Below are 13719 nucleotides of genomic sequence, written 5' to 3' on the forward strand. Positions count from 1 at the left end.
GTTTTTATGATAACCTCGTGCCCCGTGTAGGTGTTACAGTGAACCTCTCAGCTTGAATATTTAACATCAGGAAAATATAGTGATATACGTTTTTCTGCGAAAAGTGTTGCAAAAATTGCTACATCAGTCAGGGCACCCTAAATTTTTAGCTTTATTTTTCTTCTAAATGCTGGTAACGTGTGCTTGAAATTCATGAATAAGTTTTTGTATTACAAACACTTAAGCTTCTTTGAGCAACGTGTTAAATTTCAAATCAAAAAGCTATAAGTAATATATAATAATGTAAGGTTTTGGCAATAAGATGTGTCTAATAGGTGAAAGGGGGTTAAGCGGTGCCTGTAAATATACCAGATTTAGAAAAAATGATGGATCAATATGGTGATGACATTCTTCGTCTCTGCTGGTTATATCTAAAAGACATTCACCTGGCAGAGGATGCCCTACAGGATACTTTTATCAAAGCATACAGAAAATATGGGACTTATAATAGACAAGCAAGTGAAAGAACTTGGCTCATTAGTATCGCCATGAATGTATGTAAAAATTATCTGCGGACTTCATGGTTTAAAAGAGTCATCACGGTTGACAAAATCGACGAGCATTTAATGAAGAATTGTAATAACAATATTTTAGTCTTGGAAAGAGACAACGGCGAAATTCTGGAACAAATCATGAACTTAAGTCCAAAGCATAAAGAAGTTATTTTTCTGTATTATTATCAGCAATTTAAGATTAATGAGATTGCTGAAATTCTTAAAATGAAAGAATCTACAGTTGCCGTGAGACTAAGCAGGGCCAGAGAAAAATTGAAACAAAGTATGGAAAGGTGGTCTTATCATGGACAAGTTCGACAATCTGAATGAAATCATTGAAGATAAACTTAATCACATTGTAGTTACAGATTCCCTTAAAGAAAGGATTAAGACAAAGGCCAGCAAGAGCAAGGCTCCCAAATCTTACTCGTCTGGTTATAAACGAGCTGCCATTTGTACTGTAAGTTTTGCTACAGTAGTAATGTGCATCGTATTTTTATTTCATAGTAATATTTCTGAGGCTTTTGAGCCGCTAAAAAAGTATATACCAGGTTTAAATGCAGTTATTGTGGATAGTAATGATGCTGAAACCTATGCTTTAGTCGATAGCAGTATTATTTTTCAATCTGAAAATGGACAAAAAATTGAAATTCTCTCCTGTTTCACTGACGGCAATGTTGTCAAAGCTGTAATCAGAAGTAATATTCCTGTAGAATGGAAACAAAACGATACTCAATTGGTCACTGACAGCAAAGGCAATAAGGGTAAGCTTACTGAATTTAATGCCATGGGTGACGGGGAGAAAGGATCTTCTGATTATGAGTGGATCGGCTCTGCAAGCTTTCAATTTGGCCGTGTTGTTGATCGTTTTAATTTGTTAATCGGAGGACTAACAGTGCCGGTCATTATGTCGAAGGTCGAGGGGGTTGAGCATTTTGAGGATTTCGGCAATGTATCTTATGAAAATGGTATACGTGTGGCGGCTTTAACACAGTATAAAGATAATTTGCTTGAAGTCAAACTGATAGGATTAAGTGACGATAATAAGAAAATATTAACTTACGGTAATATCTATCTTGTCGACATACAAGGCAAAAAATATCTTCCTGTATCCTCTCAGGATAAAGATGTCCCCCAAAATACATTTTATTTTGAAGCTCGTTTAAAGGATGATTTAGAAGCAGTAATTCCCTATATAATTCTTGCTGATAATGAGAATAAAAAGGTGGATCTAAAGTTGGAAATTCCATCGGAAGGGGATAATACTCCCGTCGATCTGCCGGTTAGTATTGGCACTTACAACGTCAATATTGTTGCTTTGCAGCGGATGGTAAATGAAAATTCCATTGTTGTAAGACGTTCAGATGGGAGTAAAAAAACCGTAGAAAACCCCAGCAAAACTGGACTGCAGATTGTTATTGATAAAAAATTTGACAAGGCAATAAAGAATGGTTTGTCAGGTTTTACATGGTCATGCGATCAGAAATACAATGCCATTCCATTACAGATTGATGGAGAAGCAACATTTGTTGATCCCGGGTATGAGCAAAGCGATAAATACGGTGAACCCCGTTATGAAGTAATCAGTTTGCCTAATTTCCCTGCTGAGCAAACAACACTGGATATTACACTTGAAAATTTCCAATATTATCTTGAGGGAGATTGGAGTATTACTCTGAAAAAGTAATCAAAAAAATATCAGAGATCCAACTGTAGTGACTACTGGAAAATAAATTTCTATGTTGCGTATGCTTATAGTAAGACATGCTTCGAAAATTGTAAATGGAAATAGGGCTCATTATGGAACTTGGGTATGGGCAAATGATACATCGGATCTTGAAGTACAACATTCCGGAAACACAGTGAATTATTATAGTATGGCGTATTGAGTATTGACCAACAAGCATAGTATTTGAATAATACAGGGGCTTTCAATTCAATCAGATTGAAAGCTCATGTACTTTCGATATAATATAAGTGAGTTTGAAGGTTTGATTACGATATGACGATATGGAGGCATTTTTCAGCTCCGTATTTGCCACAATTAATCTAGAAGGGTTTTCTGTATTATGAAGAAAATAAAACTGATAGTCATATACTTATTAATCACGATTGGCTTTATTTTTAATGGGGAATTGTTCATTCTTTACTTGGACGGCTTTCAAGAATCCTATTACCAGTCGGGATTTGATTTTGTGAATCGGGAAGCCGCCATCGGGGAAAAAGAAGTCATCCAAGATTTTCTCAATGCAGGAAAGACGTACGATGTCGATTTCTTCTTTGTGGACAGTACGATTATCTCGGCCTACGCCAAAGAGATCACGGTATTCGGCACGCCCAACGCTTTGAAAACATTACAAATCAAAGGTATTCTTGAAGGAAAGCATAACAGCCTTTTTATGGGAGAAACACAAGTTAGATATGCGGATTTCAGTAAGATTAAGACGATGGAAAAGTTCAAAGACTGTTATTACATCGGCGATCAATCCCAACTGAAAGCCATGCGCTTATTTAAAGCGAGCCTGGTAGGTAAATACGGAGGCGGACTCCCTAAATTGTTCAGTTCCGATAAAGAGACTTGGCTGAATCTATTGGCGGTTTGGTCTATCGTTTTTGGCTTGATCCTGCTGCTGACGATTTATGAAATCATCAGCCTGAAGAAGGAGATCATGGTGCGGATAACCCTTGGGGAGGATGTTCGAACCGTTTTCGGCAAAAATGCTTTGGCTGATATCGGTATCCTGGTCAGTGCCTTCCTTAGTTTGCCGTTCATATTAGGCCTATTATCCAATTCCAATGTACTATTTAAAATTAAAGCATTGGCCCTGGCTTTTCTGGTGTTCATAATTGCTAATACCTTGATTAATGCGGCCGTTTTGCGTGTTAACTTTAAAAAAGATATCGCAGCCAGACGCTCAGGCGGTGGACTTCTTACAGCCAACTATATCCTGAAATTCATAACCACCGTACTTACCCTCATTGTTCTATCCAGTAATTTCGCCGTACTGGCGCAAGGGTATCTAATGTATAAGCAGCATGATTTTTTTTCCGAACATAAGGATTATAGTTACTATCAATTGAATTACAGGGTAAATAATCACTTAGGCAAAACAATTTCAGATGAAAGCATGATGAATCAAGAATTCTATAAACGGTTTCAAAAATATTCCTTGCAATACAATGATTTGACAGCTAATTTCCGCAGCCCGTACCCTGTTATCCTAATAAATCAAAATTCGTTTGCAGAAATCTCAAAAGTGAGCTATGCCTTGGCGGAGGCGGTCCAAAGTGCCGACGATGATTATTATTTACTGATCCCGTCCGGTATGTCGGAGGATTCTCAGGAATATTTTATCGCGAAAGATATGATCGATGTTTTTTTTGGAAAAAATGTTCTTTCAAGCGTTAAGACCAAAGTATATGACGGCGATGTTAGTCTAGTGGGCATTCATAATCAGCCGAACAAGTACGTAAGCCGACCAATGGCGAACCCGATTATAATTTTCAATAATACGCTTCAAAAAATTGATGAATATCAGGCAGGTAACGATATGTACTATGCCTATGATACGATGTACAATATCCCCGAGCGGGACTTCAATCAGTTTATCACGGAGTATCAGCTGTCTGATCAAATCAGGGTCAAATCCAATGCCCTGGATATCTATGAACATAATTGGGCGATTATCTTACGCAATGTGAAATTAGTCGTTATTTTATCAATCTTTTTGCTGGCTCTGGAAATCGCGCTGATCAGTTTTATTATCAAACTGGAGTATCAGTTCAACGCAATGGAACTGGCGCTGAAAAAAGTACTTGGATACTCACTCTTTGCCAGAAATAAGAGGTTGATACTTATCACGTTAGTCGTTTTTCTGGTGAGCATCATCCTGGCGTTTTTGCTTAGAGGGCTTTTAGGGATTGCCGAAGGTGCCGATCTCATCTGGGGAGGGCTCATTTTGCTGGCGGTTGAGTTAATATTTATTGCTAAGAAGGCAAGTACAGTGGAAAAAGCCAATGTACCTGCCATTCTAAAAGGAAGGGTATTATGATTGAAGGAATTAGTATCACCAAAAAATTTGATGGTTTGACTCTGTTTCAAGATTATAGTTTTCTGATCAAGGAACAGGAATTTGTTTGCTTTTCCGGTGCCAGCGGAACGGGAAAGACCACCCTGTTGAACATGATTGGATTAATCGAGCCCATTGACGCCGGAAGTTTGAGAATTAACGGAATGGAGTACACGACAAATAAGCAAAAATTAGCGTATTTCCGTTCTGTCGTCGGTTTTCTGTTTCAGAATTTTGCACTGATAGAGAATAAAACTGTTAAACAGAACCTTGAGCTGATCAGGCCGGACAGCCGAACCAATTATACGATTGAAGACGTGCTGGAAAGAGTCGGGCTAGAAGGTAAGCTGAACAGTAAGGTTTATACATTGTCCGGCGGGGAGCAGCAACGCGTAGCGTTGGCGCGTTTATTTCTTAAAAAATGCGATATCGTTTTAGCTGATGAACCAACAGGATCGCTGGACGCCAAAAACGCTCAAATAATTATGGATATTCTACTTTCGCTGAATGCCGAAGGGAAAACTGTCATTATCGTGACCCATGATCAAAAAGTTAAGGATAAGGCACAAAGGGTTATCGACCTATAAATTTCGATTTGAACGTATGCGAATGCAATGTCATTTACAAGTCAATATAAAACAGCAAAATAAAAAACTGGCCGGGACGTGATCAATGAGTGTTGTAGAATGACTACAACGAATTTTAGCTTTTACAGTTCTGCAATATATGAAGGCTTTCCTAATATAATAATAAGCCGGCTTATGAAATCTTTTGCTTGAATTACTGGTGGTGTTTTTTTATAATTGGTAAAAAAAAGAAAGAACATTATAAGTAATCAAGTTTCATTGTTCAGTCTGTTCAAAGTATACTAAAAGTGATTTTAAGTGAGTAATCTTAAGAAGCTAAGAGAGGAAGAAAGGTGAATGAAAAAACAATCTCAATCCCTTATCCAACTAATAATGATCTTAGCGCTTTTAATTCTACTTTTTGCTGCTTGTACCCCAACCACCAACTCCGTTCCTGGTACAATGTCACCGTCAAACTCACCTGCGATATCGGAGTCATCCGAGGAATCTGGACCAACGGTACCAGCAGAATCAGTTGAACCTGTTGAAAAATTCACAGGAGTCTGGCAGTATGCATACGGTGACAGAAACATTGCTCAAATCCAAGTCTATAATGAAACGGAAAACGGGTTTGATTTCCATCTTTTTGTTGTGGAATATGATGAAGAAGGAAAAATTACACAAGGAGGATTCAGTACGTATGCCCAGAAGGACTCGGATGGCAAAGCCTCCTATTCCGCAGGGGAGAAAGAATCCTCAAATAAGCTTCAGCACGTAGAGGGTACTCTTGTCATCAATAATGGATACCTGCAGATTACCTATAATAACCTCCAATTACTTCCCTATGACCAGCAGAAGCAAACCCAGCTGTCAACATCTTTTAAAAAGGTTTCTGCAGACCAAACGAAGCAGGTAATGTACAAACTGCCATTTTTTACGAGAGAGATTATCGGTTTTACTTCGGACTTAACGATAGAGAAAGCAGATACGCTTTTCGGCCCTGTGGTTGATGTGGAAATGGTGCCAGAAACAGGTGGACGTATCGATGTGACAATGAAACGCAAATACGCGGATACAGTAGTGTCTTTTTACTATCCTGAAGGTGCAGGTAAGAGCTACTCTTTTTGCAGCATAGAAATCACTCGCCCAGATTTTAGTTTCATAAGGGGTATTAAAGTGGGTGATTCATTGGAGTCGGCCATCGCCAAGTTTCCTGATGAGAAAAACGAAAGCAAGACTGGGGATAACGGTAAAATCCAGACTTTATATGGAAAGGCAGTGTATACTGAAGTTGCCGGGTATATCTGGTATGACGAAAACGGTCTTAAAAACATTTGGTACAGTGACGGAGGGCTAATATTTAAATTGGAGTTTGATACTACAGATCATGTGTCCAAAATGTTACTTACAAGCCCGATCGACTAAGTTATCTTCACTAAGACACAAAACAAAGAACTGGCGAGTTGCCTCGCCAGTTCTTTGTTTATTTCTTTCTTATGGGTGAAAAGCTTCAATGATTTGACCGTCGGTGCTGACGACCCCAAATGGATCATAAAAACAACATCCGCCGCAACGAGGGAACTTACTCGTATCCCCGCCATAGTAATAGTCGTTGTAGTAGCTTCCGGCAGCTTGTTCAAACTTTAACGGGTGATAGCCGGTGTTTGGATCGGTAGCGCTGCAATAGCCCATTGGATCAGTAGCATAACTGCTCTTAGTATAGGTACAAAGGTGCACGTGAATGGGGACACCTGAATTACTGCCACTTGCAGAACCGCCCATAGTGCCTATTGTCGTACTGGTTGTCACAGAGTCTCCGGCACTAACACTCGTAGAGTTTAAATGTGAGTAAGAGGAATAGAATGTCCGGACTCCAGTTAAATTATGCTCGATGACAACGATTCTCCCGTTCGCAGTTGAATTATCAGGTCGAACAAATGCTACAGTTCCGCCGAATATGGGCTTTACAGGGGTGCCAGTGCTTCCAAGGGCAATATCGTAACCCAGATGTCCTTTGTTATTTGTTTCTTTGTCATTAAATCCTTGAGTTACTGCCCAGCCAGCAAATGGACCGCCGCTTGGTAACGTAGCACCCACTTTATAGGTTTTGTATCCTACAGGGACGCCTCCATTATTAGATACGGTTATCGCCGTTGTTGCTGTGAATCCTCCGCTATTTGTTGTTACGGTAATAGTTACTGATCCAGTTGCCTGTGCAGTTACCAGACCATTACTGTTGACAGTTGCAATACTTGTATTACTAGACGACCAAGTAACCGCCTTGTTAGTCGCATTGGCTGGAACGACGGTAGCTGTTAGCTGTTGGGTATCTCCCGCATCCAAAGTGACAGATGTTGGGCTCATGCTTACACCTGTAACAGGAATAGATGCTGAGGCAACGGTCACCATTGAGTTTGCTGCAAAACTGCCGTCTACAGTCCGAACAGTGATCGTTGCGGTTCCTGAAGCTGCGCCTGCGGTTACTAGGCCAGTACTGTTCACTGTTGCCACATTTGTATTGTTGCTTGACCATATTACTGCCTTATTCGCTGCGTCGGACGGGGACACGGTCGCAGTAAGCTGCTGGGTCTGATTGTAAGCAAGCGTTACTTGGCTGGGAGATACCGTGACGCCCGTGACGGCCACACTTGAAGCGATAGCGTTCAGCATATTGCACGTAGCTGAAACGAATTTCCCGGCAAAATCCCTGTCAATGATATCTTGTGATGAGCTGGGGAAGGGAAGCTCAATTAACGCCGCGCGCATGCCTTTATTTTGTCCCCAAAGACTTACATAGCCTTTGGCGGAACTAGATAATGTGCTAAGACTAAAAGTTGAGCCGAACTGAGTCTGGAAATATTGCCCGATCGTAGTATCCCCGAGAGATTCATTGAGCCAGCCGTGAACATCCAATAAAACCATGGTTTGGGCTTCGCTTTGCCATTGCAGCAAGGCTTGGCTAAGGGCAAGCGATTCAACTGAACCCAGTGCCAATGAGCCGTTAAAATTCCGGCTGTTAGTATAGGGATAAAAGTCATTATTATTGGTATACGGAAAGGAACGGTTAATATCCTTACCTGCGTTGACTGTTGCCCGGCCAGGACCGTTATTTGTCCAACCGTCCAGAATTCCATCCGGATTGGCGCAGGGAATAACGTAGATTGTCCATGCGGAGAGGTTTTCCGCAGCAAGTTCTTCAATCGTCGTTTTAGCGATTTTGACCAGCTCCTCGCCGTCAGCCGCCCAGGCATCTTCAAATCCGTGAACTGCGAATACCGCCGCCAGAACATTGCTGCCGCTGCCAATTTTGTAATAGTTAAGGGAACGATTGTTGCCGCTGGTACCATAACTTCCTTCTACGACATTGGCAACGGAAATAGTTGGCAGGGTCACTGAAGTCGACTGAAGGACTCCTGTCGATACATAGCCGCGCTTGCTTGCCGAACCACCTGTGTTGTACTCGACGTAAGCATAGGCTGATTCTACCGAGGCGCTGCTTAGTATGCTTACTCTTTCGTTATCAAAAATTGTGCCGATTGTTGTAAAATTGGTATTTGGTCCGGTATATACGGTTTGGTTCCCGACAGCTTTTGCTAACCCGGTACCTGTTCGCAATGCCGGAACAGAATTCAGAGAGCCTGCAGCAGTCAGGCAATTTTGACTGACATAGCCTCTTTTCCGTCCTGATGCAGTATTGTATTCGATGTGATACCATTGTGTCGGATAAATAGAAGAAATGTCTCTTTCCAGGATGACGACGAATTCTTCAAGTGAGAGCCCCCCGCTTAAGAAATAGGTTGTATCCGGGCCGCAATAGACAGCGCCGGGAGTGGAAGTGACTTCAGCCAGAACGCCTCTGTTCCTGCCTGCTAATTGCGTTGTATCGACATAACCTCTTTTCGTTCCGGAGGGGGAGCTAAATTCAATATAGGTGAAGCCGTTTTGACTTTCATTAAAGCGGGTGACCCCTTCACCAGAATAGACAGTTCCAGAAGCGGCGTAATTGTTCGACGGTCCGGTATAGACCGTCAGATCCTGGTTGGTTGCATCGGCACAACCCGTAAACGTCCTCTCCGAGACACCTGCGGCAACGGTAGAGGGATCATTCAAACAGTCGTATGGAACATAGCCTCTTTTCTTATTGCTTGATGTGGGGTAATGAATATAGAACCACGATTTTTCCTTGCCAAGAACCAGGACCGGATCATTCTGGCTGACACTTCCTACAGACGCGTAGTTTATGTCACTTGGTCCAAGATAAACAGTGTCTGCGTTTGCAACCGAAACGACAGCTCCAGTGAGAGTCTGAAGACCGCTGGCCGACACATAGCCCCGTTTTTGACCGGAGGAGGTTGTGTACTCGATAAAAGAATAGGCAGACTCCGCAGTAACACCCTCAATCCAAAAGACAGTCTCATCAGCGGATAAAGAGCCAACAGAGGCAAAACCTAAATTTGGTCCGGCATAAACATACACATTCTGTTGGACGGAAGCTGCATTTTGAAATGTTTTCAGTGATCCAAGTCCGCTGGTCGAAGAATATGGCGTAATTAAGTTTTGATCGACGTAACCGCGTTTTCTACCGGAAGTTGAGTTAAATTCAATATAGTACCAGGAAGAAGCGTCTTTTTCCAGGATAACTACGTATTCTCCGGAGTAAACACCTCCCCCGGTTACGTAATTGCTGCGGGGACCGGTATAAATGGTAGCAGATGATGAAACGTTCGCAAGCACCCCCCTGTTCCTGCTTGCAAGTTGACTGGTCAAGGCGTATCCACGTTTGGTGCCAGACGATGTACTGTATTCAATATACGTGTAGCTCCCACTGGTTTCATTAAAACGCGTGAAACCTTCCGTGGCATAGACATTCCCGGGTAATGGATAAGTGGTTGAGGTTCCCGGACCTGTGCATACCGTAATGTTTAGGGTTGAAACATCGGCATAGCCGGTTAAAGACCGGGTCGGGACGCTGGCCGCTACAGTAGCCGGATTCGTGATTGTGTTGTACGGGACATAGCCTCTTTTCCTGGTAGTGGCTCCGGTGTAGTACTCGATATAGAACCAGTTTTTTTCCACGGCGAAGACCTCGACTTGCTCTATGCCAACACTGCCCACAGAGGCATAAATGCTGGAACTTGGTCCATGATATACAGTTGAAGCGCTTGCGGTATTTACTTTTACTGACATAATATCTCTCCTTTGTTTTTAAAAATTTTTTGAACCAGCTGATTAATTAGCAAAGAGAAGAAATATGGATATTCGTAAACTTGCTTGGTAACTTTTTTCTAAGGCCCTAAAATCAAGAAAATAGTTTAGCCGTTCTGTAATATTTCTCCCTTCAGCTTGATTATATTTCCTCAGCAACTTGTTAAACGGCAAAAACTCGGCAAAAACTCGGAAATTTGAAGACAGAAGAAAAGTCTGTAACGGAAGAGAGATCAATCATAGATTGTCTGCTAATTATAATGAAGCGCCATTTACGTTACATTGGGTTGATGTCAACTTGCACTTTTGGAAATGTTGCAACACTATGTCGCTTGTTATGGTTAAATAAAAGAGGAAGACGACCCGAAGGTCGCCTTTTTCACTTTTGGACTTACTAGATGTCTTAACCAAAGTAAACATAGTAACTGCCAGTACTTCCTGAAGCCCAGTTTGTGTTAACGTAACAATTCCTTGCAATGAAGGTACTTCCACTATAATAACCGCTAATATGAACCATAGCGCCGTTATTAAATGCATGCAGTGCGTCAACGTCGTAAGAACCGCCTGCAGCTTTAAGCCTTGCTCCCGCGGGGATATCGGCGCCTACGGTTGAGGTTTTAGAGGGACTGCTCCAAGCGGTTAATGCATAACGTGCGTAAATATTGGTGGCACTGTTACGGACTACTGCCATATTATTGTCAATTACATATCCCTCAATTATCCCCGAGCCAACTTTTCCGGCGATTCCTTTGCGGAAAGAACCTGTTGCTACTTTTTCGGTAACAACGGCTTCGCCAACACCCATGTTCATTAGTATGGTCGAACTTGTACTTGCCGAAGCATAAAACGGAGTTGCAACTTTATTATGCTGAAGCTGCATTGGTTACGTTGGACACCCATTTTGAACTGGAATTAACAGGGATAGATCATCTGCTGACGGAATCGGAATTATCTGTTGTCGAAAAGATCTATCTATTGGTCTATACCGTAGCAGAAACCGCAGCTATTAATGAAATCAGCAGACAAGCAGTTAATAAGACAAAAAAACGGGCTCTGAAGAAATTAGCAAAATGGTTTGGACAACAAGGGCATTGGGGGGATTAATGTGGATTTGCTTTTAAATTATCTCAAAATTATGATTGCACTGTAGGCGGGGTTTTCGGATGGTTGCTAGGTGAGCTTGATTCCCTGGTTTATGCGCTGGTCGCATTTGTAGCATTTGATTATGTAACTGGTGTCCTATTGGCGATTTTTGATAAGAAAGTATCGAGTAATATCGGATTTAAAGGTATATGTAAAAAAATATTGATATTTGCCCTAATTGCCTTGGGAAACATTATTAATCAATACATTATCGGTTCAGGAAGTACTCTAAGAACGATGCTGATTATGTTCTATTTGTCTAATGAAGGGATCAGTATACTTGAAAATATTGCTAAAATGGGAGTGCCATTTCCACAAAAGTTAAAGAATGTCTTGCAACAAATGGGAGATACAGGCTAACTCAGACCGTTACAGGTCAAAACCCTGAGAAATATTCTTACTTCAACGTCTCACTCGGAGGATTATCTAAGGTCCTGGTAGATGCTCAACCTGGCAGATACGCTCTCTTTTTTTTTGGATCCCGATGGGTATTCAATAAATTTCCATCCGTATTCCTCCCATAGGACAGTGTAGGGATCGAGTGCATCGAGATATCCCACCACGGCATACGCTTTGTTTCCTGGGCCTCCATAAACATTTGTACTCATTACAGTATCCTCCTTTTTACTCATCGAATTAGCTAATTCAATGAGTAAAAAGAAAAATAGTAAGGGTTTAGCAACCAGTCTGGAAATATATTTTAGAACTTAATTCTTTCTTGCCTGCTTTGCATTTTTGATTTATGTCTAAATTTAAAGGGGGGTAGTCGGTTAGCTCCAGTTGAAAATAATATTGATACGAAAAGTGCCAATTGGCGCCGTTGCCGTTTTAGGGACAGTCTCAGGAGTAAAAAAATCCTAAATATGTGTTGCAAAAAGTAATCTATGTTGTCTATTAGTATTGGAAGGAAAAATTTGCCTGTATAAATTAGAAAGGAGTATAATATGATTAGAAAGTTAAGAGTTTCTTTCATACTATTTTTTCTTGGTTTATTTCTCTCTGTTGCGACCATGGCGTATGCCGGTCAAGCATCCAGCCCAGTAACAAACTTTGGTATGAATTATGGAGGGTATATCTATAACGGTTATTGCACAATTACTACATCTCCTAGTTTTGCTTCTGCCAGTGCTATAATGTCCTGCACAAATGGAAGTGCGCCAACAGGTTATATGGGGGTTAGTGCTTATATGTATAATGACGCAGGGACATGTGTTAAGTACAGCCCTTGGGCATACAATAGTTCTCCTCAGGTAATGTTAACTGCTACTTCTCCATATACAAGTGTCAAAGGCACATATTATGCCGGTGGAAGTTTTAGAATGTACAATGGGAGTGGTTATTTAGAAGAACCGTGTGCTTACTCACCAAGACAAAGTAATTAAAGAAGGGGGGTTGAAAAATATGTTAAAAAAATCTGGTATTTTTACTATCGGTATAGCTTTAGCTATAGGGCTTTTAGCAGGCTCTTTGAGTCTTGGAGCAATATCTGCGATAGCAGACTCGGATAATTCTAATGTTGCTCCTAACTACAAAGTAAATGCCCATGGACAAACCTATGGCACCAACATGGCATCCACATCTGTGCAATTTCCGGATTTGATACAGGCTCAGGGAACTGATGGAACAATTGGATATATTAAGAAAGCTGATTTAGACAAAGATCAACCTCAGAATCCGCAGGAAGCCGTTGCGTATATGGAGAAAATGAAAAATGCCCCTGCATATTCAGAGATTCCATTATATGCGTCTGATGGCGATACGGTAATAGGAAAATTTGAAGTCTTCAATTCAGCCTCCGATGCAGGCCAAGCAGAATTAGCCAAACAAGAAGCAGCCGCAAAAGCTGCAGCTGTAGGCAAATAAGTTTCAAATTACAGGTGAGTTCTTCCTAACATAAAGAGGGGTTTTATCGAGGCCACTGAAAAACACTTTGTTTTTCGCTTAAACCACACAACCAAAAAACCAGAAGATGAGATATATTGACTCATTCTCCTGGTTTTTCAATTCTTATATGTAATGGCTTAGTTTATCACTCTCTTTTTGTAAGCGTAAACTCTAGCGGCGTAAAAAAGAGCCCGCCGTAACCAGCAGGCTCGCGTCATATAAAAATCATTCGTCGCATTTGCTCTTAGCATACGGTACTCGGCAATGCTCAGGAGCATTTGCCGGGAGTAATGGAATCACCCAGTCTGGATGTGTTTG

12 protein-coding genes are annotated in these 13719 nt (G+C 41.2%); 9 read left to right on the forward strand and 3 right to left on the reverse strand.

Annotated features, from left to right (window positions below; translation table 11 throughout):
• Positions 1 to 332: 332 nt before the first annotated feature.
• From A7D23_RS06645 to A7D23_RS06665, 5 genes are all read left to right on the forward strand, one after another.
• Positions 333 to 863, forward strand: a complete 531-nt coding sequence (locus A7D23_RS06645) for a sigma-70 family RNA polymerase sigma factor (RefSeq protein ID WP_019226109.1) — start codon at positions 333 to 335, stop codon at positions 861 to 863.
• Positions 838 to 2220: a hypothetical protein gene (locus A7D23_RS06650; RefSeq protein ID WP_019226110.1), complete on the forward strand. Its 1383-nt coding sequence runs from the start codon at positions 838 to 840 to the stop codon at positions 2218 to 2220. Before A7D23_RS06645 ends, A7D23_RS06650 begins: the two co-directional genes overlap by 26 nt.
• Positions 2221 to 2602: 382 nt before the next feature.
• Positions 2603 to 4585, forward strand: coding sequence for a DUF1430 domain-containing protein (locus tag A7D23_RS06655; protein ID WP_019226111.1), 1983 nt, complete (start codon positions 2603 to 2605; stop codon positions 4583 to 4585).
• Positions 4582 to 5190: an ATP-binding cassette domain-containing protein gene (locus A7D23_RS06660; RefSeq protein ID WP_019226112.1), complete on the forward strand. Its 609-nt coding sequence runs from the start codon at positions 4582 to 4584 to the stop codon at positions 5188 to 5190. The genes A7D23_RS06655 and A7D23_RS06660 overlap by 4 nt, the downstream gene beginning before the upstream one ends.
• A 336-nt stretch (positions 5191 to 5526) precedes the next feature.
• On the forward strand, positions 5527 to 6594 hold the full coding sequence (locus A7D23_RS06665; protein ID WP_019226113.1) for a hypothetical protein: 1068 nt from the start codon (positions 5527 to 5529) through the stop codon (positions 6592 to 6594).
• A 69-nt stretch (positions 6595 to 6663) separates the two neighbouring features.
• On the opposite strand, the gene A7D23_RS06670 is transcribed toward A7D23_RS06665, so the two are convergent.
• Both A7D23_RS06670 and A7D23_RS06675 read right to left on the reverse strand, forming a co-directional pair.
• A complete protein-coding gene (locus A7D23_RS06670) occupies positions 6664 to 10356 on the reverse strand; it encodes an Ig-like domain-containing protein (protein WP_020424308.1) in 3693 nt (1230 codons plus the stop codon).
• Between the two features lie 421 nt (positions 10357 to 10777).
• Positions 10778 to 11254 (reverse strand): hypothetical protein, encoded by a 477-nt coding sequence (locus tag A7D23_RS06675; protein WP_019226114.1) that lies wholly within the window; start codon positions 11252 to 11254, stop codon positions 10778 to 10780.
• Between A7D23_RS06675 and A7D23_RS06680 the strand changes: the two genes are divergently transcribed.
• Positions 11254 to 11478 (forward strand): sigma factor-like helix-turn-helix DNA-binding protein, encoded by a 225-nt coding sequence (locus A7D23_RS06680; RefSeq protein WP_019226115.1) that lies wholly within the window; start codon positions 11254 to 11256, stop codon positions 11476 to 11478. The genes A7D23_RS06675 and A7D23_RS06680 overlap by 1 nt on opposite strands.
• A 63-nt stretch (positions 11479 to 11541) precedes the next feature.
• Positions 11542 to 11877 carry a phage holin family protein gene (locus A7D23_RS06685; protein WP_019226116.1) on the forward strand — a complete coding sequence of 112 codons (336 nt, stop codon included), beginning with the start codon at positions 11542 to 11544 and terminating at the stop codon, positions 11875 to 11877.
• A 62-nt stretch (positions 11878 to 11939) separates the two neighbouring features.
• On the opposite strand, the gene A7D23_RS06690 is transcribed toward A7D23_RS06685, so the two are convergent.
• Positions 11940 to 12125: a hypothetical protein gene (locus A7D23_RS06690; RefSeq protein WP_019226117.1), complete on the reverse strand. Its 186-nt coding sequence runs from the start codon at positions 12123 to 12125 to the stop codon at positions 11940 to 11942.
• A gap of 336 nt (positions 12126 to 12461) precedes the next feature.
• Between A7D23_RS06690 and A7D23_RS06695 the strand changes: the two genes are divergently transcribed.
• Entirely contained in the window at positions 12462 to 12899 is a 438-nt protein-coding gene (locus tag A7D23_RS06695; RefSeq protein ID WP_019226118.1) for a hypothetical protein, read from the forward strand.
• Between the two features lie 19 nt (positions 12900 to 12918).
• On the forward strand, positions 12919 to 13380 hold the full coding sequence (locus A7D23_RS06700) for a hypothetical protein (protein ID WP_019226119.1): 462 nt from the start codon (positions 12919 to 12921) through the stop codon (positions 13378 to 13380).
• Positions 13381 to 13719 lie beyond the last annotated feature (339 nt).

It is taken from the genome of Dehalobacter sp. TeCB1, from assembly GCF_001707455.1.
Classification (GTDB): Bacteria; Bacillota; Desulfitobacteriia; order Desulfitobacteriales; family Syntrophobotulaceae; genus Dehalobacter; species Dehalobacter restrictus.